Annotated in this window: 24 protein-coding genes; 11 read left to right on the plus strand and 13 right to left on the minus strand. The window is 69.6% G+C overall.

What is annotated here, in order from left to right; all coding sequences use genetic code 11:
* Nucleotides 1–336: 336 nt before the first annotated feature.
* The gene (locus FKR81_RS25370) at nucleotides 337–2,046 is read right to left on the minus strand and encodes a DEAD/DEAH box helicase (RefSeq protein WP_146355134.1); all 1,710 of its coding nucleotides are present in this window, start codon (nucleotides 2,044–2,046) and stop codon (nucleotides 337–339) included.
* Nucleotides 2,047–2,181: 135 nt separating this feature from the next.
* On the opposite strand from FKR81_RS25370, the gene FKR81_RS25375 reads away from it, so the two are divergent.
* Complete coding sequence (locus FKR81_RS25375) at nucleotides 2,182–3,294, plus strand: YihY/virulence factor BrkB family protein (RefSeq protein WP_407936552.1); 1,113 nt, start codon at nucleotides 2,182–2,184, stop codon at nucleotides 3,292–3,294.
* Here FKR81_RS25375 and FKR81_RS25380 read toward each other — a convergent pair.
* Nucleotides 3,272–3,637: a hypothetical protein gene (locus tag FKR81_RS25380; RefSeq protein ID WP_146355138.1), complete on the minus strand. Its 366-nt coding sequence runs from the start codon at nucleotides 3,635–3,637 to the stop codon at nucleotides 3,272–3,274. The genes FKR81_RS25375 and FKR81_RS25380 overlap by 23 nt on opposite strands.
* An 80-nt stretch (nucleotides 3,638–3,717) precedes the next feature.
* Between FKR81_RS25380 and FKR81_RS25385 the strand changes: the two genes are divergently transcribed.
* Complete coding sequence (locus tag FKR81_RS25385; protein WP_146355140.1) at nucleotides 3,718–5,646, plus strand: tachylectin-related carbohydrate-binding protein; 1,929 nt, start codon at nucleotides 3,718–3,720, stop codon at nucleotides 5,644–5,646.
* 40 nt (nucleotides 5,647–5,686) lie between these two features.
* Nucleotides 5,687–7,639 carry a tachylectin-related carbohydrate-binding protein gene (locus tag FKR81_RS25390; protein WP_146355142.1) on the plus strand — a complete coding sequence of 651 codons (1,953 nt, stop codon included), beginning with the start codon at nucleotides 5,687–5,689 and terminating at the stop codon, nucleotides 7,637–7,639.
* 48 nt (nucleotides 7,640–7,687) lie between these two features.
* Here the strand turns inward: FKR81_RS25390 and FKR81_RS25395 are convergent, their stop codons facing one another.
* Both FKR81_RS25395 and FKR81_RS25400 read right to left on the minus strand, forming a co-directional pair.
* Nucleotides 7,688–8,380: a TetR/AcrR family transcriptional regulator gene (locus FKR81_RS25395; RefSeq protein ID WP_146355144.1), complete on the minus strand. Its 693-nt coding sequence runs from the start codon at nucleotides 8,378–8,380 to the stop codon at nucleotides 7,688–7,690.
* Between the two features lie 157 nt (nucleotides 8,381–8,537).
* Nucleotides 8,538–8,792 carry a DUF3039 domain-containing protein gene (locus FKR81_RS25400; RefSeq protein WP_146355146.1) on the minus strand — a complete coding sequence of 85 codons (255 nt, stop codon included), beginning with the start codon at nucleotides 8,790–8,792 and terminating at the stop codon, nucleotides 8,538–8,540.
* A 31-nt stretch (nucleotides 8,793–8,823) separates the two neighbouring features.
* Here FKR81_RS25400 and FKR81_RS25405 point away from each other — a divergent pair, with 31 nt between their 5' ends.
* Complete coding sequence (locus FKR81_RS25405; RefSeq protein WP_146355148.1) at nucleotides 8,824–9,711, plus strand: pseudouridine-5'-phosphate glycosidase; 888 nt, start codon at nucleotides 8,824–8,826, stop codon at nucleotides 9,709–9,711.
* Nucleotides 9,708–10,610: a carbohydrate kinase family protein gene (locus FKR81_RS25410; RefSeq protein WP_235921759.1), complete on the plus strand. Its 903-nt coding sequence runs from the start codon at nucleotides 9,708–9,710 to the stop codon at nucleotides 10,608–10,610. Before FKR81_RS25405 ends, FKR81_RS25410 begins: the two co-directional genes overlap by 4 nt.
* 191 nt (nucleotides 10,611–10,801) lie before the next feature.
* Here the strand turns inward: FKR81_RS25410 and FKR81_RS25415 are convergent, their stop codons facing one another.
* A complete protein-coding gene (locus FKR81_RS25415) occupies nucleotides 10,802–11,116 on the minus strand; it encodes a DUF3099 domain-containing protein (protein ID WP_146355150.1) in 315 nt (104 codons plus the stop codon).
* A gap of 77 nt (nucleotides 11,117–11,193) precedes the next feature.
* Here FKR81_RS25415 and FKR81_RS25420 point away from each other — a divergent pair, with 77 nt between their 5' ends.
* From FKR81_RS25420 to FKR81_RS25440, 4 genes are all read left to right on the plus strand, one after another.
* The gene (locus FKR81_RS25420) at nucleotides 11,194–12,684 is read left to right on the plus strand and encodes a PucR family transcriptional regulator (RefSeq protein WP_146355152.1); all 1,491 of its coding nucleotides are present in this window, start codon (nucleotides 11,194–11,196) and stop codon (nucleotides 12,682–12,684) included.
* 346 nt (nucleotides 12,685–13,030) lie between these two features.
* Nucleotides 13,031–14,470 (plus strand): DUF7782 domain-containing protein, encoded by a 1,440-nt coding sequence (locus FKR81_RS25430; RefSeq protein WP_146355156.1) that lies wholly within the window; start codon nucleotides 13,031–13,033, stop codon nucleotides 14,468–14,470.
* Entirely contained in the window at nucleotides 14,467–14,892 is a 426-nt protein-coding gene (gene dtd, locus FKR81_RS25435; RefSeq protein WP_146355158.1) for a D-aminoacyl-tRNA deacylase, read from the plus strand. Before FKR81_RS25430 ends, dtd begins: the two co-directional genes overlap by 4 nt.
* Before the next feature lie 212 nt (nucleotides 14,893–15,104).
* Nucleotides 15,105–16,094, plus strand: a complete 990-nt coding sequence (locus tag FKR81_RS25440) for a sigma-70 family RNA polymerase sigma factor (protein ID WP_146355160.1) — start codon at nucleotides 15,105–15,107, stop codon at nucleotides 16,092–16,094.
* A 169-nt stretch (nucleotides 16,095–16,263) separates the two neighbouring features.
* On the opposite strand, the gene FKR81_RS25445 is transcribed toward FKR81_RS25440, so the two are convergent.
* Nucleotides 16,264–16,683 (minus strand): hypothetical protein, encoded by a 420-nt coding sequence (locus tag FKR81_RS25445; protein WP_146355162.1) that lies wholly within the window; start codon nucleotides 16,681–16,683, stop codon nucleotides 16,264–16,266.
* Between the two features lie 638 nt (nucleotides 16,684–17,321).
* Between FKR81_RS25445 and FKR81_RS25450 the strand changes: the two genes are divergently transcribed.
* Nucleotides 17,322–18,986, plus strand: a complete 1,665-nt coding sequence (locus FKR81_RS25450; RefSeq protein WP_407936553.1) for a fumarate hydratase — start codon at nucleotides 17,322–17,324, stop codon at nucleotides 18,984–18,986.
* Nucleotides 18,986–19,435 carry a hypothetical protein gene (locus FKR81_RS25455; protein WP_146355167.1) on the plus strand — a complete coding sequence of 150 codons (450 nt, stop codon included), beginning with the start codon at nucleotides 18,986–18,988 and terminating at the stop codon, nucleotides 19,433–19,435. Before FKR81_RS25450 ends, FKR81_RS25455 begins: the two co-directional genes overlap by 1 nt.
* Nucleotide 19,436: 1 nt before the next feature.
* Here the strand turns inward: FKR81_RS25455 and FKR81_RS25460 are convergent, their stop codons facing one another.
* From FKR81_RS25460 to FKR81_RS25490, 7 genes are all read right to left on the minus strand, one after another.
* A complete protein-coding gene (locus tag FKR81_RS25460; protein WP_146355169.1) occupies nucleotides 19,437–19,946 on the minus strand; it encodes a hypothetical protein in 510 nt (169 codons plus the stop codon).
* A gap of 69 nt (nucleotides 19,947–20,015) precedes the next feature.
* Nucleotides 20,016–20,486 carry a hypothetical protein gene (locus tag FKR81_RS25465; protein WP_235921760.1) on the minus strand — a complete coding sequence of 157 codons (471 nt, stop codon included), beginning with the start codon at nucleotides 20,484–20,486 and terminating at the stop codon, nucleotides 20,016–20,018.
* A gap of 78 nt (nucleotides 20,487–20,564) precedes the next feature.
* Entirely contained in the window at nucleotides 20,565–21,689 is a 1,125-nt protein-coding gene (locus FKR81_RS25470; protein ID WP_235921761.1) for a hypothetical protein, read from the minus strand.
* On the minus strand, nucleotides 21,686–22,945 hold the full coding sequence (locus FKR81_RS25475; RefSeq protein ID WP_222598401.1) for a glucarate dehydratase family protein: 1,260 nt from the start codon (nucleotides 22,943–22,945) through the stop codon (nucleotides 21,686–21,688). The genes FKR81_RS25470 and FKR81_RS25475 overlap by 4 nt, the downstream gene beginning before the upstream one ends.
* Before the next feature lie 11 nt (nucleotides 22,946–22,956).
* Entirely contained in the window at nucleotides 22,957–23,859 is a 903-nt protein-coding gene (locus tag FKR81_RS25480) for a 5-dehydro-4-deoxyglucarate dehydratase (RefSeq protein WP_146355177.1), read from the minus strand.
* 9 nt (nucleotides 23,860–23,868) lie between these two features.
* Nucleotides 23,869–24,744 (minus strand): carbohydrate ABC transporter permease, encoded by an 876-nt coding sequence (locus tag FKR81_RS25485; RefSeq protein WP_146355179.1) that lies wholly within the window; start codon nucleotides 24,742–24,744, stop codon nucleotides 23,869–23,871.
* On the minus strand, nucleotides 24,741–25,631 hold the full coding sequence (locus FKR81_RS25490; protein ID WP_222598396.1) for a carbohydrate ABC transporter permease: 891 nt from the start codon (nucleotides 25,629–25,631) through the stop codon (nucleotides 24,741–24,743). The genes FKR81_RS25485 and FKR81_RS25490 overlap by 4 nt, the downstream gene beginning before the upstream one ends.
* Between the last annotated feature and the right edge of the window lie 11 nt (nucleotides 25,632–25,642).

Here is a 25,642-nt window from a genome sequence, read left to right on the forward strand (position 1 = left end):
GTTACCGATGGTTATGAGAGCGTTACCACGAGCGCAGATCGCCCAACGCGGACAGTGGCGTGGTTGCGCCGATTGCCGGATCGTTCCACAATCCCACAACCTGCTTCGTCCAACTGCGGAATTGTTGAGCAATTCGACATGCAGATTGCCTCATCGTTGAACAATCCGACAGCAGAATCGTCGGATCGTTGAGCAATTCAACAGTGAGATCGCCGTATTGTTGAACAATCCCACAACCAGATCGCCTGCTTGTTGAACAATCCAGCGATCAGATCGTGTGATTGTTGAGCAATCCCACGAAGGGATCGGGGGATTGTTCAACGAGGCGCGGACCGGCTACCAGGAGCGGAGCGTGGCGATCCGCTCCTCGAGCTGCTCGATGCTGGCCATCGCGGTGGGAGGCCCACCGCAGTACTCGCGCAACTGGTTGTGGATCTTGCCGTGCGGCTTCTTGGTCCGGTGGTGGTGCATGGCGACGAGCGAGTTGAGCTCCTTGCGCAGAGCAGCGAGCCGCTCCTGCACCCCCAACGGCCGGGCCTGCTTGGGAGCGAGCGGCGACTTCGACTCACCCCGAGGCTTGGCGAGCTGAGCGTCCTGCCGCTGCCGCAACAGCTGCCGCACCTGCTCGGGCTCCAGCAGCCCAGGCAACCCGAGGTACTCCTGCTCCTCCTCGGACCCGTGAAAGGCGGCCGTCCCGAACGAGGATCCGTCGTAGATCACCTGGTCGAGCTCGGCGGAGGCACCGAGCGCGGTGAACGCCTTCTCCTCCTCGCCTTCCTCGTCCTTGGTCCGGTTGGCGTCGGCGAGCAGGTCGTCGTCCCAGCCGTCCTTCTCCCGGTGCGGCTTGCCGAGCACGTGGTCGCGCTGCTGCTCCAGCTCGGCGGCGAGCTGCAACAGCACCGGCACCGACGGCAGGAAGACCGATGCGGTCTCCCCCGGCTTCCTGGCGCGCACGAACCGCCCGATGGCCTGCGCGAAGAACAACGGCGTGGACGACGACGTCGCGTAGACACCGACGGCCAGCCGAGGCACGTCGACGCCCTCGGACACCATGCGGACGGCGATCATCCAGCGCTCGTCGGTCGCCGCGAACTCTGCGATGCGCCCGGACGCCTTGGGGTCGTCCGACAGCACGACGGTCGCGTCGTGCCCGGTGACCCGCTTGAGCACCACCGCGTACGCCTTGGCGGTCTCCTGGTCGGTCGCGATCACCAGCCCGCCCGCGTCGGGGATGCCGTTCTGGCGCTTCTGCGTGAGCCGCTGGTCGGCGGCGCGCAGGACGGACGCCATCCAGTCGCCGGTCGGGTCGAGCGCGGTGCGCCAGGCGCGGGCCGTCTGCTCCTGGGTCAGCGGCTCGCCGAGCCGCGCGCTGAACTCCTCGCCCGCACTGGTCCGCCACGACGCCTCACCGGAGTACGCCATGAACAGCACCGGACGGACGACGCCGTCGCGCAGTGCGTCGGAGTACCCGTACGAGTGATCTGCCTTCGACTTCTGGAACCCGGACGCGTCGGGCTCGTAGGTGACGAACGGGATCTGCGAGTCGTCCGACCGGAACGGGGTTCCCGTCAGCGAGAGCCTGCGGACCGCGGGCGCGAACGCCTCGCGGATCGCATCACCCCACGACTTGGCATCACCACCGTGGTGGATCTCGTCGAGCAGGACGAGCGTCTTGCGGTTCTCGGTGCGGACGCGGTGCAACGTCGGGTGCGCCGCGACCTGCGCGTACGTGACGGCGACACCGTGGTAGTCGCGGGAGGTGACCGCGTTGGTGTTGCGGAAGTTCGAGTCGATCGCGATGCCCGCCTCGGCCGCGGCCGTCGCCCACTGGTGCTTGAGGTGCTCGGTGGGCGTGACGATCGTGATGGTCTCGATCGTGCGGTCGGCGAGGAGCTCGGCCGCGACCCGCAGTCCGAACGTCGTCTTGCCCGCGCCCGGCGTGGCGACCGCCAGGAAGTCCCTGGGCTTCGCCGCCAGGTACTTGGTCAGCGCCCTGCGCTGCCAAGCCCGTAGCGGACGAGTGGCGACCTGAACTGTCGCAGCCAATCCGTTCCCCTCTGTTTGCGCTGGTAGGGCATGCGAATGCCCTCAGGCAGGCCGTTGCCGAGGGCAACTGGAGCCTACCCGTTGCGAGCGTCGATGCCGCGAAACCGCCCGCCATGCACCATGCTTGACCTTGCGATGGGCTCGCCTAACGACAACAGCACACGCAGCCAGGCCCCCAAGGGGCCGCTGCGTCTAGTGGCGCGCACGCTGTCCAAGGCGTGGCAGGGCAACATCTTCTCAGAAGCCGCCGAGGCGGCGTTCTGGCAGACGCTGTCTTTTCCACCACTTCTACTCGGAGTGCTTGGCGCGATGGGCTGGCTCGGCGACTGGTTCGGCGCCGAGGTGGTCAACGGTGTCCGGGAGAAGATCGTCGAGTTCAGCCGGACGATCTTCAGCCAGGACGTGGTGTCCGGCGTGATCGAGCCGACCGTGGTGGAGATACTCAGCACCGGCAAGGGCGAGATCGTCTCCGTGGGTTTCCTGATCTCGCTGTGGGCGGGCTCGTCGGCGATGTCGTCGTTCGTCGACGCGATCACCGTGGCGCACGGCCAGTACGGCGTGCGCAACGAGCTGTGGCAGCGGCTGTTCGCGCTCGGCCTGTACATGGTGTCGCTGGTGATCCTGGTCGTCGGCCTGCCCGTGCTGGCGCTGGGCCCGGACCTGATCCCCCGGTTCTTCCCCGAGGGGTGGCAGCCGTTCATCGCGACCTGGGTGGGCCGGTTCTACTACCCCGGCGTCGGGCTGATCCTCGTGATCGCGCTGGCGACCCTCTACAAGCTCGCCCTGCCGCGGAAGCTCCCGTGGCACCGCGGCGTGCCGGGCGCGGTGCTCGCGATGGCGGTGTTCCTGCTGTCGTCGATCGGGCTGCGCCTGTACATCCAGTGGATCACCACCACCGGCTACACCTACGGCGCGCTGGCGACACCGATCGCGTTCCTGCTGTTCGTGTTCTTCATCGGGCTGGCGATCGTGATCGGCGCGTACTTCAACAGCGCCATCCAGGACATGTGGCCCGCGCGGATGACCAAGCGGCAGCGGCGCAGGTGGCGGCGGCTGGAGATGGAGCGCGCGGCCGAGCGGATCCGCCTGGAGAAGAACGGCGGGCCGACGCCCGCGTACACCGCGCCGTCACCGGCGGACACGCAGCTCACCGCACCGTTGAAGATCCAGCCCGCCCCGCAGGCGGAGCAGCAGACGGAGAAGATCGAGAAGTCCGAGGAGCCCGCTAGCGGCGGTGGCGCTGGTTGAAGGCCGCGTTGACCGACGCGATGCCGATCCACGCCGCGATCGCCACCCAGGGACCGCCCTCGGGGAACTGAGTCGCCACGCCGGTGATCGGGAACCCGAGCGCGATGGAGCCGAGCGCGACCTTCATGGCGTCCTTGCGCGACGCGCGGTCGTCATCAGCTCGCTCGACGGGCGCGACGGTGAGCCGTTCCTCGACCCGCCGGTCGATGGCGTGGCCCGCGCGGTCGAGGAAGGCGGCGATCACCGCGTCCTCCGAGTCAGGTCCGAGTTCGCGGCGCGCGGCGAGCGTGCCCGCCACCTCATCTGCGGGAACTTCGAGTGAACGCCGCTCATCGCCCGTCACGATTGTCAGGCTACGCGGAGTTTGTCGGACCCGGTTCGTATGCTTGTCCCGACATCTCGCTCAACCTGGGGGTTGAACTCTTGAGCACGAGACTGAGGTCGCTGTGCCTCGCCGCGGCCGTGACGGCGACGACGATCACGGCGCTGACGGCCGGCGCGGGCACCGCGGCGGCCGCCGTCACCACGACGTGCAAGCCGGTCGCGAACATCTTCACGATGCAGGCCGACGGCGACCTGTGGCTGTACCAGCACGCCGATCCGGTCAACGGCTCGGGCAGCTGGGCGGGCGCCAAGCACATCGGCAACGGCTGGGGCGGCAAGACGTTCGCGGGAGCCGACGGCCGGATCTACAACATCACCACGTGGGGCGACCTGCGCAGGCTCCGCTACAACGGCACCGGGTGGGACACGTTCCCCGGCGGCGTCCAGTACGAGACGATCGGCAGCGGCTGGCAGCGGTACCTCACCGAGCGCGGCAAGATCACCGTGGACGCCACCGGCCGGATCTACACGCTCGAAGGCGACCAGCTGCGCTGGTGGTTCTTCAACGAGGAGACGCGGGCGTGGGCTCCTGGCAGCGGCGGGATCCTCGACGTGGGCTGGGGCCGGTTCGACGCCGTCACCGCCAGCGGCAAGGGCGGCCTGCAGGCCCGTGACAGCTCCGGCGCGCTGCACCGGTTCCGCCACCAGGGATTCGACCAGCTCTTCCAGGCCTACGACGTCATCCCCGCCACCCGGTGGCGCGGCTACGACAAGTTCTTCTCGGCGGGCGGCGACGTGTACTACGCCGTGCGGCCCGACACGGGTCAGCTGCTGTGGAACCGGTTCGCGGAGGAGGACGTCAGCAACTGGCGGACCTCGACCGGCTCGGTGATCGGCACGGACTGGGGCACGGACGTCGACATCACCGCGACCACGACCGACTGCACGGTGACCGGCCTCGAGGAGTCGCCGTACGCCCCCAGGGACGAACGCGTGCACGCCACCGCGATCCTGACCCCGGAAGGGGGCGGCACGCACCTGGTGAACAGCGTCGCGGACAACAAGATCACCGATACGCACTCGACCGGCTCGGGCTGGGCCACCGACACCATCGCCGGGAAGTACGTCGGCATCTCGCGCCCGGTGACCGTGGACGGCGCGGGCACCGCGGTCGTCGCGGCGACGAACGTCTCGTTCGGCGAGGTCGAGCTGCACACCCTGCGGGGCGGTCAGTGGCAGAGGACGGGCCTCCGGGGCGGGATGGACTGGGCACCTACCGTGACGCACAGGTCCAACAACACGCTCGCCGTGTACGGCGCGAGCGACTTCCACGACCAGACGCGCGGCCACGTGTACGTGCGCGAGCAGCTGCCCAACGGCGAGTTCGCGTCGTGGCGGCCGTTCGGCGACCGCTCGTCGATCTACACCGGCAAGCCGGTCGTGTTCACCCGAGGCGACGTGACCACCATCGTGATGGACATCCACGGCACCGGTCAGCAGGACTGGTTCCGGCACACGCCTGGGAGCACCCCGGTGCGGATGGGCACCTTCCCCAAGAGCGACCGGGGCGTCACGTTCACCGGTGACGGCAAGGGCGGCATCCTCGCCTTCGGCCTCAAGGACGTGAACGGGGTCCTGCGACCGGCTGTGCTGCGGGAGAAGGCGGACCGCTCCGGCTTCGAGGACAGCTGGCAGATCATCGAGAGCGACATCGGCAACGGCGGCGCGTACAACCACCTCGACGCGTTGCTGCTGCCGAACGGCACCATCGCGATGTCCCTGCTCAGCCAGAACTCCAGGGTGTTCGTGACGACCTCCGTCGCGCCCGGAAGCACCCAGTTCCACCCGTGGCAGCAGGTCAGCCCGGACACCGGCGGGTTCATCTGGCCGACGACCCTGGCGCTGACGCGGACGGGTGAGCTCGCGCTCGCCTCGAGGACCGACTACAGCGCCCACTGGCTGTGGACCGCGCCCGTCCCCGCGGAGCCGTCACCGACGCTGCAGTTCACCGGCGGTCAGATCAACTGACCGCGCGCACGTTTTCCACACGACACCTGGGGGTCATCGCTTGAGCACGAAGCTGAGATCGGTCTGCCTCGCCGCGGTGCTGACCGCGACGACGGCGACGGCGTTGTCCGCAGGCGCAGGTACCGCGTCGGCGGACACGAGGTGCACGCCGACCGCGCGCATCTTCACCATGCAGGCGGACGGCGACCTGTGGCTGTACGAGCACGCCGCCCCGAACACCGGTGAGTACAGCTGGGCAGGCGCCAAGCACATCGGCAACGGCTGGGGCGGCAAGACGTTCGCGGGCACCGACGGCCGCGTCTACAACATCACCACCGGTGGTGAGCTGCGCAGGCTGCGCTACAACGGCACCGGCTGGGACGTGTTCCCGAACGGCCGGCAGTACGAGGCGATCGGCTCGGGCTGGCAGAAGTTCGTCGAGCAGGGCAACCGGGACAAGATCACGGTGGACGCCGACGGCTCGATCTACACCCTGGAAGACGACCTGCTGCGCTGGTGGCAGTACGACGAGGGCACCCGCCAGTGGGCGCCGGGCAGCGGGCAGACGCTGGACCGCGGCCTGTACAAGTACAACGCGATCACCGCGAGCGGCTCGGGCGGCCTGCAGTTCCGCGAGAGCGCCACCGGCGAGCTGCACCGCTACCGGTACCACCGCGGGCTCGAGCGGTTCGTCGTGCACCACGGGTTCGCCGAGAACACGTGGTCCGGCACCAAGCGGCTGCTCTCCGCCGGTGGGGACATCTACTACGCGGTCAGCCTCGACACCGGTCAGCTGCTGTGGAACCGGTTCGCCGAGACCGGCGTGAAGCTCGGCTGGGAGCACGCGACCGGCCGGGTGATCGGCTCGGGCTGGGGCACCGACGTCGACGTCACGGCGATCACCACGGACTGCTCGGTGACGGGTTTGTGGCAGCCGACCAACCCCGTCGTGCAGGACCAGAACGCCATGCCGACCGCGATCGTGCAACCCGCGTCGGGTGGCCGCCGGCTGGTGAACGTCCACTCGGACAACGAGGTCACCGAGCTGTACGAGACCTCCCACGGCTGGGTGCACGGCAACGTCGGCGGCAAGTACGCGGGCATCTCCCGCGAGGTCGTCAACGGTGACGCGGAGTTGTTCGGTGCCACGAAGTTCGGCACCGGTGACGTCGAGCTCAGGACGCTGTCGAACGGGCAGTGGCAGGGCGTCCGCTCGCTGCGCGGCGGGATGGAGACGGCGCCGTCGATCGTGCGGCGGACGAACGGCACGCTGATCGTGTACTCCACGAGCGGCCGCAGCTACAGCCCGACGGCTCCGGCGACGCTGCAGTACCGCGAGCAGCAGCCGGACGGCCAGTTCCTGGCGTGGCGGCCGGTCGGGTTCAGCGACGTCGTCGGCACCCCGACCGCGGCCTCCAGGGGTGGCGGCACGGTGGTCGTCGCGCTGACCAAGTCGGGCCAGTACGAGTGGTACCGGCACTCGCCGGGCCTGTACCCGTCGCGGCAGGGTTATCTGCCGCACATCGCCGGCAAGAACGCGAAGCTGGTCGCGGACTCGCAGAACCGCATGGTGCTCTTCGACGTCGGCCACAAGAGCGGCTCGAACGGTCTGTGGGCCGCGGTGCTGCGGGAGAAGCCGGACCAGACCGGCTTCGAGAACAGCTGGACCTTCCTGCACCCGGTACCCGGCACGGCCGGTGTGGAGGGCGCCCAGCTCGACGCGCAGCTGCTGCCGAACGGCTCGTTCGCGGTCTCGGTCACGGCCAACTCCGGCAAGGTGTACGCCACGACCTCGTACGGGACGGACAACAGCTCGTTCCACCCGTGGCAGCTGGTCAGCGCCGACGCGGAGAACGTCCAGTTCACCGACCCGACCAGCATGAGGACCAACCGCTGGGACGGCTCGCTGACGCTGGCCGCGGTGCAGACGACCGGGTCGCGGCACCTGTTCAGCGCCATCATCCCCGCTGACCCGATCAACCCACTGAGGTTCAGCGGCGGTCCGGTCAGCTGATCTCACCCGGCAGAAGGGGTGGTCACCGGTCCGGTGGCCACCCCTTCGTCAGTTGTCGGCGTGTCGCCGCACGTGGGCCTCGATGCCGTCGAGGAGGAAGGCGAGGCCGGCCTGGAAGGTCTGGTCCGCGTCCAGGTGGGCACCGTCGCGCACGACCGCGGCCAGCGCGGGGAATCGGCCGGTGGCGAAGGTCCGCTGCAGATAAGGCTCGAAGGCGACCTGCCACTGCTGCTCGTCCATCCCGGTGGCCCGCTCGGCGCGCCGCTCGGCGATCTCCCGGCGCACCGCGCCGATCACGTACGCGTCGACCGCGGCGACCACCGGCATGACCGCGTCCACGTCGACACCGTCCAGTGCGGCCATCACGGCCTCGCCCCTCGCCAGGGCGTGCGGCCCGAGCTGGGGCCGCCCACCGATCAGGTCGGCGAGCCATTCGTGCTGGTGAACGGCCTTCCGGGTGGTTTCGGCAAGGGAGCGCAGCACCTCTCGCCAACCGTCTCCAGCCGGCCGGATCTCGGCGTAGACCGCATCGACCATCAGGTCGAGCAACTCGTCCTTGGTGGCGATGTAGCCGTACAGCCGCATCGGTCCGACGTCCAGCACGGCGGCGATCTTGCGCAGCGACACCGCCTCCAGGCCGTCCGCGTCGGCCAGCCCGATCGCCGCTCGCACGATCCGCTCCCGGCTCAGCTGGGCCAGCACCGGTCGACTCGGCGGCTCCGGCCGCTCCCACACCACCATGCCGCTGACGGTACATCGCATGGCACGATACTTCGTATCGGAGGATACGGCGTATCAGGGCGTTCTTCCGGCCGAGTTGACACCGCCCCAGGCGCACGAACGCCCACGGCACCTGTTCGGGTGCCGTGGGCGGGTGAAGTTGTTGTCGCGGGCGGGACTACTCGCCGCCGTCGCCACCGCCGGGCAGGCCCTCGTAGATCTTCTGGCAGTCGGGGCACACCGGCGAACCGGGCTTCGGCGACTTCGTCACCGGGAAGACCTCGCCGCACAGCGCGACCACGTGGGTTCCCATGACGGCGCTCTCGGCGATCTTCGCCTTGCGCACGTAGTGGAACATCTTCGGGGTGTCGTCCCCGGTCTGGTCGGTGCCCTCCGGGCGTACGTCGACCTCGGGGAGAGTCTGCGTGCTCACCGGCCAAGCGTACCTGGGATGATGGTCCCTCGTGACGACGCTGCACATCGCCGAGGAAGTCCGCGACGCACTGGCCGGGAACCGGCCGGTCGTGGCGCTGGAGAGCACGATCCTGTCGCACGGGCTGCCCGCGCCGCGCAACCGCGAGGTGGGCGTCCGGCTGGAGACCGTGGTGCGCGCGGCGGGGGCGGTGCCCGCGACCATCGCCGTGCTCGACGGCGTCCCGCACGTCGGGCTCACCGACCAGCAGCTGGACCGGGTGTGCTCCGATGACCTGCTGAAGCTGTCGAAGCGCGATCTGGGCGCGGCGTACGCGCTGGGCCGCAGCGGTGCGACGACCGTCGCCAGCACGGCCGCCCTCGCGCACGCCGCGGGTGTGCGGGTGTTCGCGACCGGCGGCCTCGGTGGCGTGCACCGGGGTGCGAGCGAGACCTGGGACGTGTCGGCCGACCTGGACGTCATCGCGCGGACGCCGGTGCTGATCGTGTGCTCCGGCGTGAAGTCGATCCTCGACATGGGTGCGACGCTCGAGGTGCTGGAGACGCTCTCCGTGCCGGTCGTCGGCTACCAGGTCGACCGGTTCCCCGCGTTCTACCGGCGCGAGTCCGAGTTCGAGGTGCCGTGGCGGGTCGACGACCCGAAGCAGGCGGCGGCGGTGTTCGCGAACGGCGACTCGGGCATGTTGCTCGCCAACCCGATCCCGCACGCGTTCGAGATGGACGCCGAGCTGCACGACCGGCTGCTCGCCGAGGGGCTGGAACTGCTCAGGACCCGCAACGTGCACGGCAAGGACGTCACGCCGGTGCTGCTGGAGCATTTCCACACCGCGAGCGGCGGCGTGAGCCTCGACGCGAACGAGGAGCTCGTCGTCAACAACGCGCAGCTGGCCGCCGAGGTGGCCGTGGAGCTGGCCAGGTGAAGAACCCCGGAAAGAACATCGTCGTCGTCGGCGACGCGGGACTCGACGTCGTCGCTCGGCACAGCGAGCCGATCGTGCACGGCGGTGACGCGCGCGCGAAGGTCACCATCGAGCCCGGAGGCGCGGGCGCGAACACGGCCGCGTGGCTCACGGAGTGCGGCGCGCCGACGGTGCTCGTCGCGCGCGTCGGCGCCGACTCCGCCGGCCGTCAGGTGCATGCGGAGCTGACGTCGGTGGGTGTGCGGTGCGCGTTCGCTGTCGACAGTCAACTGTCGACATGTTGCGTGGTGGTCCTCGTCGACGAGAACGGTCAGCGCAGCATGCTGCCGGATCGCGGCGCGAATGCCCGGTTCTCGCCCGACGACCTCGACCCCGGCCTGCTCGCCGACGCCGGCCACCTGCACCTGTCCGGCTACGTGCTGCTGGACGCCACGTCCCGGCCCGCCGGGCTGGCCGTGCTGGCGGCCGCGAAGGAGGCGGGCCTGACGACGTCGGTCGACCCGCAGGCGGCCGCGCTGATCCACTCCCCCGCCGCGTTCCTCGACGACGTCCGCGGCGTCGACTTCCTGCTGCCGAACGCGGACGAGCTGCACGCGCTGACGGGGTCGTCCGAGCCGTCGGCGGCGAAGTCGCTGCTCGACGACGTCGGCGCGGTCGTGCTGACGTCAGGGCCGGACGGCGCGTCGTGGGTGGACCGCGACGACCTCGTCTCGGTGCCCGCCGAGCCCGCGACGTGCGTGGACTCGACCGGCGCCGGTGACGCGTTCGACGCGGGCTTCCTCGCGGCGTGGGCAGGCGGCGGGTCGAAGCGGGACGCCCTGCTCGGCGGTGTGCGCGCGGCGGCGCGAGCGGTGAGCGTCGTCGGTGCGCAGCCGCCTCGGCAGGTGCACCTCAGGTGATGCCGCAGTGCCTGCACGGGTCCGCGGCGGCGACCGCGGGTGTCGCCGCGGATCCCAGCAGGGCTGCCAGCACCAGTGCGGCCAGCACGATCTTCTTCATCGTCTCCTCCGAATTCCACTGGGGAACGAAAGAAACGTAAGTGCGGCCGCACGGCGGACACCATCGGTGATATCCGCTGCGTTATGGCGCGTTACCCGTCGATGATCGTGGGGTTCTTGCGTTCGAGCGCGACGCGTTCGGCCTCGTAGCGGCTGGCCTTCTCGGCCTTGCGCGGCGGCCGGTCGTTCGCGATCAGCACGGCCATCCACGGCAACGGCACGGACAGCACGATGAACCCGAGCGCGAGCCACCAGGTGTGCGCGAACAGCGCCGCCAGGATCAGGCAGGGGAACCGCAGGCTCATCATGATCGCGTACTTGCGCCGCCTGGCCGCGTGCTGCTCTTCGTAGCTCGGCGCGGCCTCGGTGATCAACACCGGGGTGTCGTTCCGGTCAGGACTGCTCACGACACCACCTCCCACGCGTTCATCCTCCCACTTCCGAGTGACGCTCGGAGCACCAGGTTGGCGGATAACATCCGCTGGTGGTCGCGCTTGATCGGCTGGTGGACGTGCTCGGCAGCCTGGGCACGCACCTGAGCTGCGCGCCGCGCGGCCGGGACGTCGAGCTGCGCGGCGTCGCGCTGCACGATCCGGCTGAGCAGTCCCAGGCCGCGTCGGACGACGTGCTGCTCGGCCTGGGCACCCCGTCCGTCGCCGCGGCGGTCCGTCTGGTCTCCACGACGTCGGCCGCGGCCGTTGTCCTGCACGGCACTCCGCCGCTGGACGAACGCGTCGTCGCGGCGTCCCGCAAGTCCGGTGCGGCCGTGTTGTTGGTGGATCCCGCGGTGCCGTGGGCGCAGCTCGTGTCCGTCGCGCAGACGCTGGTGCTGGGCGGTCAGCGCACCGGCGACCTGTTCGCGCTGGCCGACGTGATCGCGGGCGTCGTCGGCGGCCCGGTGACGATCGAGGACCAGCAGTCGCGCGTGCTCGCCTACTCGTACCGGCAGCAGGACGTCGACCCGGTGCGCATCCAGACGATCCTGGGCAGGCGCGTGCCCGAGGAGGCCCGCCGCGCGCTGGACGAGTTCGGCGTCTTCACCCACCTGGCGACGACCGACGAACCGATCTTCGTGCCGCGCCTGACCACCCAGCTCGGCAACCGCCTCGTCGCGGCCGTGCGCGCGGGCCGCGAACTGCTCGGCTCGGTGTGGGTCGAGGTGAACGGCCCGGTCGACCGCGCCCGCACCGCGGCACTGGTCGACGGCGCCCGCACCGCGGCACTGCACCTGCTGCGCGCCCGCGCGTCGACCGACTTGGAACGCCAGGCCGAGGCCGACCTAGTGATCAGCCTGCTGGAGTCCGCGACACCGGCGACCCTGGCCCGCCTCGGCCTGCCGTCCACCGACCTGCGCGTGATCGCCGTGCAGGCGCACGTCGGCCACGGCGAGCACGGCGCCGCCCTGCTGGCGTTCCAACGCGCGACCGCTGGTTTCGGCTGGTCGCGTCCCGGCCGCTCGGCACTGTTCGGCAACGTGCTCTACACCGTGATCCCGTCCGGCGACGACGCCGTCGAGTGGGTGCGCTCGCTGGCGCGCGAGCTACCGGCCGAGGCCGTCGTGCAGGCCGGCATCGGCGGCCCGGCGGACTGCGCCCAGCTGTCCGCGTCGCGCCAGGAGGCCGACGAGTGCCTGGCGCTGTCCGTCGACTCCCCGGTCGTGTACGACTCGGCGTGGGCGAAGGTGCTGCTGCGCCGCCTCGCGGCCGAGGCCGACGGCGGCCGCCTGCCGACCCGCGGCCCGGTGGCCGACCTGATCCGCCACGACGCCGAGCACGGCACCCAGTACGCGGTCACCCTGCACGCCTGGCTTGCGGCACAAGGGGATGCGCGTTCGGCGGCGCGCGAGCTGAACGTGCACCCCAACACGCTGCGGTACCGGCTGCAGAAGATGTCCGAGGCGACCGACCTGCCGCTCGACGACCCGCAACAACGCCTGGCGATGGCCATCGCCCTGTCGATCACCTTGAACCGCTAGCACTGCCGACCCCAGCCGCACCGACACCAGGCAGCAGGCAGCAGGCAGCAGGCAGCAGGCAGCAGGCAGCAGGCAGCAGGCAGCAGGCAGCAGGCAGCAGGCAGCAGGCAGCAGGCAGCAGGCAGCAGGCAGCAGGCAGCAGGCAGCAGGCAGCTCACCGTGCTCGGAATCCACCCGACGAACCTCGGCGCCAGCGCCAAAAAAGCCCCAACTGACAGCCCCCACCCACCCTGGGGGGCGTCCCCGCTCCAGTCTACCAACATAACCGCAGGTCAAGGCGCCGTTCGGCGATCTGTGGACAACTCGCGATCACGGACCCACCCGAGCCGTGAAAGCATCTGCGTCCGTGCACCCCGATCTTTCCGCCGACCTGTGCGCACGACTGCGCGAGGCGTTCCTGACCGCCGGATACACCGCGGACGGCGTCGTCGACGCCCTCGGCCCGCAAGCGCACGCCGCGCTCGGCCGCAACGAACCGGAAGCCGCCCGCCGGGCGAGCCGCGACGCGGGTGACCTCGGCGCGCTCATCCGGCTCTTCCTGCTCGGCGACACCGAACCCGGCGCCGCCAAGGTCCTGAACCTCAGCGACGAGCAGGCCGCCCAGATCATCCGCGACGACAAGGCGGCGCTGGACATCCGCCCGCACGAGGACAACTGGTGGGTGATCGCCGACCTCGATGCCGACCAGCGGGGCGGCCCGGTGCCCGAGGACCACGTGCTGGGCGTCGGCCACGCGTCGATCAGCCTCGCCCGCGCCACCGCGCGCAGGCCGGTCGGCACGCTGCTCGACCTCGGCACCGGGTGCGGTGTCCAGGCGCTGTACGCGAGCACGCACGCGCGGAAGATCACCGCGACCGACGTGTCCGAGCGCGCGCTGAAGCTCGCCGAGGGCACGTTCCGGATCAACGAGCTCGATGTCGAGCTGCGGCAGGGCGAGTGGTTCGGGCCGGTGCGCAACCGGCGGTTCGACCAGGTCGTGTGCAACCCGCCGTTCGTGGTCGGGCCGCCGCGCGTCGACTACGTCTACCGCGACTCGGGGCTCGGCGGTGACGACGCGAGCGCGCTGGTGATCCGGCAGATGCCGGCGTTCCTCAACGAGGGCGGCGTCGGGCAGCTGCTCGCGTCGTGGCTGCACGTCAAGGGGCAGGACTGGGCCGACCGCGTGTCGGGCTGGCTGCCGCGCGGCGGGGTGGACGCGTGGTTCGTGCAGCGCGACGTCGCGGATCCCGCGCTGTACGTGGGGACGTGGCTGCGGGACGCGGGCGTCGACCCGCGCAGTCCCGAAGGGCGCGAGAAGGCCAACGCGTGGCTGGACTGGTTCGCGGAGAACGACGTCGAGGGCGTCGGCTTCGGGTACGTGACGTTGCGGCGCACCGAAGAAGCGCACGCCGAGGTGGTCTGCGAGGACCTGCGGCACGCGTTCGACGACCCGCTGGGCCCGGAGGCCGCGGCGTGGCTCGACCGGGTCGCGTGGCTGCGCGCGCACGGCGACGAGCTGCTCGGCACGCGCTTCACCGTGCCGGAAAGCGTGCTGCTGGAAGAGGTTTCGCAGGCGAGCGAGGACGGCTGGGCGTCGATCGTGCGCAGGCTGCACCGCACGGACGGGCCGGGCTGGCAGCACGAGGTCGACGAGCCGACCGCGAAGCTGCTCGCGGGTTGCCGCGGCGCGCTGCCGCTGGAGGACCTGCTGGCGCTGCTGGAGTTCGCGTACGGCGAGATCGACGTGCGGTCCGCGTTGCCGATCGTTCGCGACCTGATCCGGCACGGCATGTTGGTGCCGGCGTGAAGGCTGTGGTCGCGCGGGTGACCGAGGCGAGTGTCGTGGTGGAGGGCGAGGTCGTCGGCGAGATCGACGAGCCGGGGCTGCTGGTGCTCCTCGGTGTCCACCACGACGACGGCGAGGAGCAGGCGGCCGTCATGGCGCGGAAGCTGCACGAGTTGCGGATCCTGCGGGACGAGCAGTCGTGTGCGACAACCGGAGCACCCTTGCTCATTGTGAGCCAATTCACACTTTACGGAGACGTGCGGAAAGGTCGCCGTCCGTCGTGGACGGCGGCCGCCCGGCCGGAGGTCGCGGAGCCGTTGGTCGACTCGGTCGTCTCGATGTTGCGCACAAAGGGTGCACGGGTGGAAACAGGACGTTTCGGCGCGATGATGGCGGTACGGAGTGTGAACGACGGTCCGTTCACGGTGTTGGTCGAGGTCTGATCGTTCTCAGGCAATCCTCAGATTAGTCGCGCAACCGTTGTGACAGCGGCGACGTCTTCAGATCGGGTAGGCGGGAACGAATTCAGAAACGTGCTCGTTTACCCAGATGTCAGCCAGCAAGCGATGGGATCCCGAGCGGGCCCGCCGCCAAACGGGGCGCAGCGCCGCGCCGCAGACGCTGAAGCCAGCCCGCGACAGGGGGAGGGAGATCCATGACCGTCCCGAGGATCTTCGACCGCGAAGTCGAAGCGAACGCAGCAACGCCAGGGGAGCACGACCTCGACGCCCAGGGGCCAGCAGCCGACCTGGTTCGAGTCTACCTGAACGGCATCGGCAAGACCGCGCTGCTCACCGCCGACGAGGAAGTCGATCTCGCCAAGCGGATCGAGGCCGGAATCTTCGCGCAGCACATGATGGAGACGGCCAAGCGCCTCTCCCCGACCCGGCGTTCGGAGCTCGGCGAACTGGTGCGCGACGGCCGCAGGGCCAAGGACCACCTGCTGAAGGCAAATCTCCGACTCGTGGTTTCCCTCGCGAAGAGGTACACCGGTCGTGGAATGCCTCTGCTCGATCTGATCCAGGAGGGGAACCTGGGACTGATCCGCGCGGTGGAGAAGTTCGACTACACCAAGGGATTCAAGTTCTCGACCTACGCCACCTGGTGGATCCGTCAAGCGATCACCCGAGGAATGGCGGATCAGGGTCGCACCATTCGCCTTCCTGTTCACCTCGTCGAACAGGTGAACAAGCTCGCGCGGATCAAGCGCGACCTTCACCAGTCGCTCGGCAGGGAAGCCACCAACGAGGAACTGGCGAAGGAGTCCGGCATCGCGCCGGAGAAGGTCGCCGACCTGTTGGACCACGCTCGCGACCCGGTATCGCTGGACATGCCGGTCGGCACGGAGGAGGACGCTCCGCTCGGTGACTTCATCGAGGACTCGGACGCGACCGACGCCGAGAGCGCCGTCATCTCCGGTCTGCTGCAGGACGACCTGCGGCGCGTGCTCGCCACGCTGGAACCGCGCGAGCAGGCGGTCATCCGGCTGCGCTACGGCCTGGAAGACGGCCAGCCGCGCACGCTGGACCAGATCGGCAAGCGTTTCGGCCTGTCACGCGAGCGCGTGCGGCAGATCGAGCGCGAGGTGATGGGCAAGCTGCGCCAGGGCGAGAGGGCCGCGAAGCTGCGCGCTTACGCCAGCTGAGGACACCGCGCGGGATCTCACCCGTTCGGCAGTGTTGACTTGTGACTCAACTCACGGCACGGTCGGGCGTTACACGGACCACGCGACGCCCGCCACCTCATGTCGTGGTCGGACGTCGCACTCGGAGGAAGGTCGGGGCAGCCGGGGGCTGCCCCGGCCTTCCGCATGTTCACCGAACTTCTTCGAACGCCTTCACCGGCACCACGACGGACGAGCCGTCTTCGAACGGCAGCCGCACGCCCGCGCCCCAGCCGCGATGGGTGACCTCCGCCTGACCCTGCCACGCGGTGATCGTGGCCCGCTTGACCAGGCGCATGTCGTGGTCGGTGACCAGCAGCCACATGTGCTCGTCGTCGTCGTTCGCCCTGGCCCACTGAACCGCCATGGCTTCGTCGTTGTCCGCGTGGACGTACGTCCGTCTGCCGACGCCGTAGACGAGGGCGAGCAGGGGCAGGCTGATCGGGAAGATGAGGGCGTACAACGTCCAGACGAGCGCCTTGGTCGGGCCGGTCATCTCCCGGCCCGGCACGCGATAGCTGAACCGCAGGCGAACCGGGGTCCGCTTGAGCACCTCCGCCACGCCGGGCATCACACCACGGTGGCCGGCCCGTGCACGCCGCCGATCGGCCGCCTCGCAGACGAGCTTCCGGCGCGCCCACCGCGGACCTGGCAGAAGCGAACCCAGGACGCCCCGCGAGCCCCCACCCCACACGCAAAGCCAAACGCCAAAGGCCCCAAGCCCAACGCCCGCCCCACCACTCACACCGCGAAAGCCCAACCCCAAGCCTCAGGCCAACGCCTCGGGCCCGACCCGAGCCGCCCCGAGCCGAGCCGAGCCGCCCTGACCCGAGCCGCCCAAGCCAAAGCCAAAGCCCCGGCCCCGGCCCCGGCCCCGGCCCCGGCCCCAAGAGAACAAGCTCACGCAGGCGTCCCCGCCCAGGGGATCCCCTGACTTTCATTCTCCCAGCCGACCCTGACAATTCCGGGCCTCCACCCACACCTCAAGGCAGACCTATCCACAAGGCCAGACCTATCCACAGGTCAAAGCACAAGCCAAGCAACAAGACGAGGACGACAAAACCAGGACGACAAGCCAAGGCGACCAAGGCGCCCCAAAGCCCAGGACGCCGGCGCCAAACCCGGCGACAGGGATCACACCAGGGCAGACCGCCCACAAGAGGACAGCAGGTATACGGTTTTCAGACCCGAACGCACACCGATGGAGTTGTGTCCGCTGTGCCCACCACTTTCGAGTACACCGACGTCCTGCCACTGGCGAAGGACACCCGCACGGAATACCGCCTGGTCACGCCGGACGGGGTGAAGCTCGTAGAGGCAGGCGGACGCAAGTTCCTCGAGATCGCGCCGGAGACGCTGACGCTGCTCGCGAAGGAAGCGATCCGCGACATCCAGCACCTGCTGCGCCCGTCGCACCTCGCCCAGCTGCGCAAGATCGTCGACGACCCCGAGGCCAGCGGCAACGACCGGTTCGTCGCGATGGACCTCCTGCGCAACGCCTGCATCTCCGCGGGCGGCGTGCTGCCCATGTGCCAGGACACCGGCACGGCGATCATCATGGGCAAGCGGACCGAGTCGGTGCTGACCGGTGGCGCCGATGAGGAAGCGCTCGCGAAGGGCGTGTTCGAGGCCTACCAGGAGCTGAACCTCCGGTACTCGCAGATGGCCCCGGTGAACTTCTGGGACGAGAAGAACACCGGCACGAACCTGCCCGCGCAGATCGAGCTGTTCCACAAGCCGGGCGCGGAGCCGTCCTACGAGTTCCTGTTCATGGCCAAGGGCGGCGGCAGCGCCAACAAGACGTTCCTCTACCAGGAGACGAAGGCGCTGCTGAACCCGAAGCGGCTCGCCACGTTCCTCGACGAGAAGCTGCGCAGCCTCGGCACCGCGGCGTGCCCGCCGTACCACCTGGCCGTCGTCGTCGGTGGTCTGTCCGCGGAGCAGAACCTCAAGGTCGCCAAGCTCGCGAGTGCCCGCTACCTCGACGACCTGCCCACCGAGGGGTCGCCGCTGGGCCACGCGTTCCGCGACGTCGACCTCGAGCAGCAGGTGCTGGAGCTGACCAGGAACTTCGGCATCGGCGCGCAGTTCGGCGGCAAGTACTTCTGCCACGACGTGCGCGTCATCCGGCTCCCCCGGCACGGCGCGTCGTGCCCCGTCGGCATCGCCGTCTCCTGCTCCGCCGACCGCCAGGCCAAGGCGAAGATCACGGCCGACGGCGTGTTCCTGGAGCAGCTGGAGCGCGACCCGGCGCACTTCCTGCCGGAGATCGAGGGCGAGGACCTGTCCGACGAGGTCGTCAAGATCGACCTGACGCTGCCGATGGACGAGATCCGCGCGACGCTCACCAAGCTGCCGGTGAAGACCCGCGTCTCGCTGAACGGCCCGCTGGTCGTGGCGCGCGACATCGCGCACGCCAAGATCAAGGAGCGGCTGGACGCCGGCGAGCCCATGCCGCAGTACCTCAAGGACCACCCGGTGTACTACGCCGGTCCGGCCAAGACGCCGGAGGGCTATGCGTCCGGCAGCTTCGGCCCGACGACGGCAGGCCGGATGGACTCCTACGTCGAGCAGTTCCAGGCGGCGGGCGGCTCACTGGTGATGCTCGCCAAGGGCAACCGGTCCAAGCAGGTCACGAACGCCTGCGCGGGACACGGCGGCTTCTACCTCGGCTCGATCGGTGGACCGGCGGCCCGGCTGGCGCAGGACTGCATCCGCAAGGTCGAGGTGCTCGAGTACCCCGAGCTGGGCATGGAGGCGGTCTGGAAGATCGAGGTGGAGGACTTCCCCGCGTTCGTCGTCGTCGACGACAAGGGCAACGACTTCTTCGCCGAGACCTCCGCGCCGACGCTGCAGATCAGCTTCCACAAGTAGTGCTGCTGACCTGGATCCGCGAGGTCGCGGACGAGCCGCTGCTCATCGACCCCTTCGACCTGCGTGCCGAGGTGCGGGAGAACACGTGGCGGCTCGGCCCGACGGCCGACCGGCCCGCGGCCGACGACGTCGTCGCGGCGTTCGAGGAGTGCGCGGCACTGCTGCGGGCGCGGATCAACGCCATGGGGCACGAGGGCAGGGCCACGTTCTACGTGTTCCACGACGCGCAGGCGGGCAGTTTGAAGTGTTCGACCACTTCGCTGCCCGCCGACCGCCTGCCGTTCCGCGCGCGGGTCGAGCTGGTGCCGCTGGCCGGGATCGTCGAGGAGTTCCTGTCCGACGAGACTCCAGGGCTCGTGCCGTGGGAAGACCTGGAGGACGTCGGTCCCGGCCAGGTGGCCGACCACGTGGTGCGGGTGTGGGCGACCGAGGTCGGCGCCGGCGGCTGACTCAGCCGGTCTCCTCGCGCGACTCGAGCGCGAGCTGCCGGTCCCCGAGCGGTGCGTCCAGCCGGACGGTCAACGGCACCTGCCGCAGCTCCTGCGTGCACATGGTCCCGGACGGCTGACGGGTGATCGTCACCAGCGTCACCTGCACGACCTCGGCGGACTGCCCGGTGACCTCGGCCTTGGCCTCCTTGCAGCCACCGGCGAGCCCGAAGACCTGGATGTCGCGCCCGTCGTTGAACACGTACGCGTCACGCCGGTAGGTGTCGGAGAGCGAACCCGCGTCGACCTTCTCGCGCGGCACCTCCTGCACGCCCGGAGGCACGACGACCGCGGTGTCGGAGATCGTCACGGGCGGCGTGGGCGCGGGAACGGCCGTCGCCGAGGACGGGGAGCCGGAACCGCCGGTCATGACCACCGAGGTGGACGTCGGCGCGGAACCCGACGACGGCGTGCCGCTGCCGCATCCCGCGAGCACGACGGCCAGAGCAACGACTCCGATGACGTTTCTCATGAGCACCATCCTTGCAGGTGATGCCCGGCCGACGGGGCAGTGTCGGCCGGGCATCCGGGAGGGAGGTCTTTACTTCTGTTCCTGGCGGGACGAAAGCACGACCGTGCGGTCACCCAGCGGGGCGTCCAACGACACCGTCAGCGGTGGGAAGCGGATGTCCATGGTGCACATCTTCTTCTCCAGCGGGAGCGTTTCCAGTAGCTCGATCTTCACCGAGTCCGCTGCCTGGGACAGCACTGACGCGCTGACCTTGCCACAGCCGCCTTCCTGGCCGACCACGCCGACAGTTCTGCCGTCGCCCTGCGTCCACACGGTCTTCGGATGGTCAGCGACCAGTCCGTTGGTGTCGATCTTGGACAGTGCGACCGGTTTGCCGTCCGGAGGAATCTCGCCGGGCGCGACACCGGGAGGCGTCGGTTCCGACACGGACGAGCCGGTGGGCAGCGTTGCGGGGCTGCCCGCGGAGCCCGATCCGAGCTGCGCACTGCCGCAGGCGGTCATCACCAGCAGCAGGACGCCAGTGCCAACTACGGTTCCCATGCGTCTCATGTTCAGAGGACGGAACCGCGCCCGGATCGGGTTGCAGGCCGGCTGTTGACAGTTACGCCGGAGAACCGTTTACCGGGGCAGGCCCGCCACCGCCTCGCGCAGCGCGTCCAGCCTGGCCGCGGACGACAAACCCGCGTGGTAGAGGTGGAACTCGGAGACACCGGCGTCGACGTAGTGCAGCCACTCCTTGAGCAGCGCCCCGCCGTCGGCGGGCTTCGGCGGCAGCCCCAGCACGTACGCCGCGAGCGGGATGTCCGTGACCGCCTGCAACGCGCGGATGCCCGGCACCGCGACCTCGGGACCCGGCCAGCACATCGTGGTCAGCACGTCGACCGGCGCGTCCACGCCCCCGGCGACTGTCGCGAACGGACCGGTCCCCCACGGGTCGGCCGTCACGTGCATGCCGACGCGGATCGACGGAGCGACGGAGCGGATCAGCTCCACCAACGAGGCCCGCAGCGAACGAACGATGCCCGTGCGCACCGCCTGGGTGGGGCCGGCGAGGTCGCCCAACGCTTCCTCGACACCGGGCGCCCCGCCGTCCACCCCGGCCCGGACCGCCTGACGCAGAGCATCCGGGTCGTCGTACAACTCCACGCACGTGGCGCAGAAACACAGGGACAGCAACTTCTGCTGCACCGGACCCCAGTCGGAGCCCTCGGTCTTCTCGTGGTGACCGCCGTGCACGAACCCCAGCGGGCCGCACGCCTCCAGGATGATCCCGTCGGGCTGGCCGAGCGCCAGCACCTCGGACACCACCGACCGCGTGTACTCGACGACGTCGGGATTGGCGGTGCACAAGGCGTACGGGTACCGGTCGCCGAACGCGTTGACGACCGTCGTGTCCGGGTGCAGGTCGCCGAGCCGGCTGTTGTGCGTCAGCACGGTCCACGCGTACACCGGCAGACCGGCCGCGCGCACTGCCGCGGCGGCCTCGCCGAACGAGTTCGAACCGTCCACCCAGGACGGTTCCGCGGGCACCAGCCTGCCGAACTTCTCCGAGCGCACCGGCAGGTAGAACGCCGCGTGCCGCGCGTCGATCATCCGGTGCCGCGGGTGGATCGGTGTCGCGGCGCGGACCGTGTGATAAGACGACGCCAGGGCGATCGCGTCGACACCGAGGCCGGCGTAGCGCGCCGCCGCGTCGGGGTCGCCGATCAGGTCCCACGGATATGCATGGACAACGGACGTCACCACCGGGGACGCTTCCTCTCGTAGCTCGGGTCGAACTTCTGCATGTAGCCCGTGTCGTCGCGCGACGTGATGCCGCACTTGACGTAGTTCTCCGCCAGCCGCGCCAGCGCGTCGCGGTCGAGCGACACGCCCAGGCCGGGCGTCTTCGGCACCGGCACCGCACCGTCCACGAAGGACAGCACACCGGGCTCGACGACCTCGTCCCGCGCGTTCCACGGGTAGTGCGTGTCGCACGCGTAGTTCAGGTTCGGCGTGGCGGCCGCGAGGTGCGTCATCGCCGCCAGCGAGATCCCCAGGTGCGAGTTCGAGTGCATGGACAGCCCGATGCCGAACGTCGAGCAGATCACGCCCAGCTGCCGCGACCGCTGCAGCCCGCCCCAGTAGTGGTGGTCGGACAGGATGACCTGCACCGCGTTCACCTCGACGGACGGCTTGAGGTGCTCGAACGCGACGACGCACATGTTGGTGGCCAACGGCATCGGCGCGGACGCCGCGACCTCGGCCATGCCGGCGATCTCCGGCGTCGGGTCCTCCAGGTACTCCAGCACGCCGTCGAGCTCGGCCGCGACCTTCAGAGACGTGCCCGGCGACCACGCGGCGTTCGGGTCGAGCCGCAGCGGGTGGTCCGGGAACGCCTCGCGCAACGCGCGGATCGCCTCGACCTCCTGCTCCGGCGCGAACACGCCGCCCTTGAGCTTGATCGAGCCGAAGCCGTACTGGGTGATCATCTTGCGGGCCTGCTCGACGATCCCCGCGGGGTCGATCGCCTCACCCCACTCGTCCGGCTCGGCGCCGGGGTGCCCGTCCCACTTGTAGAACAGGTAGGCGGAGTAGGGAACGGAGTCCCTGATCGCGCCGCCGAGCAGGTCGTGCACCGGACGTCCGAGCGCCTTGCCCTGGATGTCCATGCACGCGACCTCGAACGGCGAGTACACCCGGTCGACCGTGCCCGCGACGCTCAGCTGGCCGGTGAGCCCGTGCTTGTCGGAGCCGGACTTCCCACCCAGCGAGGCGGCCACGCGGGCGTGCATCTCGTTGAGAGCGAAGACGTCCAGGCCGATCAACGCCGACACGACGGACCGCGTGCGCTCCAGGTGCCCCAGGTCGCCGTAGGTCTCGCCGAGCCCGGAGATCCCCGCGTCGGTGTGCACCTCGACGATCGTGCGCAGCGCCCACGGCTCGTGCACGCCCGCGGAGTTCAGCAGCGGCGGGTCGCGAAAGGCGATGGGCGTCAGCACGATCTCGGTGATCTTGATCGTGGGAATCGTCATGACGACAGCTTCCGCCCGGCCGCGATGATGACCTCCAGCGCGGCGAGGTGCTCCTCGGAGGGATCGATCAGCGGCGGGCGCACGCCGCCGACGTCGAGACCGTTCGCCTTCACCGCGGCCTTGACGAGCGCCACGGCGTAACCGGGCACCTTGTCGCGCAGCTCGACGAGCGGCTTGTAGAACTCGACCAGGTAGCGCTGCACCAGCGCGGTGTCGCCCGCCTGCACGGCGTTGTAGAACCCGAGCGAGATCTCCGGCGCGAAGCAGAACACCGCGGACGAGTACAGGTCGACGCCGATGCCCCGGTACGCGGGCACGGTCAGCTCGGCGGTCGGCAGGCCGTTGAAGAACTGGAACGGCTTGTCGACGTGCGTGCGCACGGCGAGCACGATGCGCTGCAACAGGTCGATGTCGCCGAGGCCGTCCTTGAAGCCGATCACGGTCGGCAGCAACGCCACCTCGACCGCGGTCTCCGGCGTGAACACGGCGTTGTTGCGCTGGTACACGATCACCGGCAGCTCGGTGGCCGCCGCGACCTCGGTGACGTAGCGGACGAGCCCGCGAGCGGGGTTCGTCACCAGGTACGGGGGAAGCAGCAGCAGACCGTCGGCACCGGCCCGAGCTGCGGCGCGCGCGTAGTTCTTCGCCCCCGCGACAGATCCACCGGTACCCGCGAACACCGGGACCCGGCCCGCGGTCGCCTCGACCGCCACCGTCACCGCGCGTTCGAACTCGTCGACCTCGAGAGCGTGGAACTCCCCTGTGCCGCAGGCGACGAAGACCGCGCCGCACCCGGCCGAGACCCCGTGCTTGACGTGCTCAGCGAGCACGGACTCGGCAACCGCCCCCTCGGGGTCGAACGGGGTCACCGGGAAGAACAGCACACCATCGAGTTGCATACCAGACACTCATCCCTTGATCGCTCCGGTGGTGATCCCACGCAGGAAGGACTTCTGCAGCGACAGGTACACGAGCAAGCTCGGCACCAGCGCCAGCAACGCACCGGCCAGCACGATGCCCGGACCGACCTGGTCGTCGGACCGGAGCGTGAGAAGTGCGACCGTGAGCGTGTAATCGGAGGGGTCAGCGGCGACGATCAGGGGGAGCAGATACTGCTCCCAAATCATGTTGAAGCCGAACACGGCGATGACGCCGAGTGCCGGCCGGCAGAGGGGGAGGATGATCTGCGCGAACACGCGCAGCTCCCCCGCACCGTCCACTTTGGCGGCTTCCTCGAGCTCGAGCGGGATCTCCTTCATGAACTCCGTCATGACGAAGATGGAGAAACCCCACGCGCCCAAAGGAAGGATCACGCCCAGGAAGGTGCCCTTGAGGCTCACGTGCACCAGCGGTAGGTCTCCGATCACCAGCGAGAGCGGGATCGCGATGACCTCCTCCGGGAGCATCATCGTGGTCAGGATCGTCAGCAGCGCGATCGCCTGACCCCGGAACTTCTTGCGCGCCAGCGCGTACGCGGCGAACACGCTGACCAGGAGCTGCAGCAGCAACGCGCCGCCCGCGATGACCAGCGAGTTGAACAGGTAGTGCCAGATCTTGTTCTCGCCCGCCACCACGAAGTTGTTGAGCGACGGGGAGTTCGGGATCACCGACAGCTGCGTCGGGTCGTGGTTGTCGTCGAACGCGCCGGAGAAGATCACCAGCAGCGGACCGGTGAAGAACAGCAGAGCGCCCGCGCACAACAGGATGCGGATGCCACGCGACACCCAGGCGTCCCGATCGGTCGCCCAGCCCAGCGCGGTGTCACAACGTCCGGCGACACTCATCGCGCCTCCCTGGCTCGCCGATAGAGCTGGACGACCAGGGTCATCAGGAAGGTGATCAGGAACAGCATCACCGAGCCGGCCGAGGCGATACCGATCTCGGACTGTTCGAAGGCCGTGGTGAACACGCGCGTCATCCACACGTCCGTCGACCCGGCGGGACCACCACCGGTCAGCACGTACACCTCGGTGAACACGCGCAGCCCGCGGATCGCCGCCAGCGTCAGCAGAATGGTGATCACCGGGCGCAACGCGGGCAGCGTGACGTGCCGGATCCGTTGCCACGTCGTGGCTCCGTCGATCGCGGCCGCCTCGTACTGCGTCCGGTCGATGCTCACGAGCCCGGCGATGATCAGCACCATGTCGTACGGCGCGTGCTTCCAGATCCCGACGACCATGACGGACACCAGCGCCTGGTCCGGGCTGCCGATGAACTCCAGCGGCCCCAGCCCGATGTGGGACAGGGCCGTGTTCACGAAGCCTTCCGGCGCCGGGTAGTAGAGCAGCCGCCAGATCTCGCCGATGACGGCGGTGGCGGCGACGACCGGGAGGAACACGGCCGAGCGCACGAACCACAGCGAGCGGGCATGACCTTCGAGCAGCAGAGCGAGGAAGAAGCCGATGAGCATCGCGCCGAACGTCTGGCCCGCGGCGAGGACCAGGGTGTGCCAGATGGCGTCGCGGAAGCGCTCGTCGCCGAGGATCCTGGCGTAGTTCGCGAACCCGACGAAGATGTCGCCGAGGAACGGCCGGACCTCGAACAGGCTGAGGCGGATGCCCTCCGCCATCGGGATGAACTTGAACGTCAGGAACAGCAGGAAAGCCGGCAGCAGGAAGAACCACGGTACGAGAGTGGCTCCCGTGAGGCGGCGCCGGCGGCGCCGCCTCACGGGGTGGGTTT

The organism is Lentzea tibetensis, from assembly GCF_007845675.1.
GTDB classification, from domain to species: domain Bacteria; phylum Actinomycetota; class Actinomycetes; order Mycobacteriales; family Pseudonocardiaceae; genus Lentzea; species Lentzea tibetensis.

What these genes read in the sequence shown, in the direction of transcription:
- FKR81_RS25395 (WP_146355144.1), bottom strand. Translation starts at nt 8,380, where the DNA reads ATGGTGGTGTGGGAGCGGCCGGAGCCGCCGAGTCGACCGGTGCTGGCC.
- FKR81_RS25445 (WP_146355162.1), bottom strand. Translation starts at nt 16,683, where the DNA reads ATGCCCGGCGTGGCGGAGGTGCTCAAGCGGACCCCGGTTCGCCTGCGG.
- FKR81_RS25460 (WP_146355169.1), bottom strand. Translation starts at nt 19,946, where the DNA reads ATGAGAAACGTCATCGGAGTCGTTGCTCTGGCCGTCGTGCTCGCGGGA.
- FKR81_RS25480 (WP_146355177.1), bottom strand. Translation starts at nt 23,859, where the DNA reads ATGCAACTCGATGGTGTGCTGTTCTTCCCGGTGACCCCGTTCGACCCC.
- FKR81_RS25375 (WP_407936552.1), top strand. Translation starts at nt 2,182, where the DNA reads ATGGGCTCGCCTAACGACAACAGCACACGCAGCCAGGCCCCCAAGGGG.
- FKR81_RS25465 (WP_235921760.1), bottom strand. Translation starts at nt 20,486, where the DNA reads ATGGGAACCGTAGTTGGCACTGGCGTCCTGCTGCTGGTGATGACCGCC.
- FKR81_RS25440 (WP_146355160.1), top strand. Translation starts at nt 15,105, where the DNA reads ATGACCGTCCCGAGGATCTTCGACCGCGAAGTCGAAGCGAACGCAGCA.
- FKR81_RS25485 (WP_146355179.1), bottom strand. Translation starts at nt 24,744, where the DNA reads ATGAGTGTCGCCGGACGTTGTGACACCGCGCTGGGCTGGGCGACCGAT.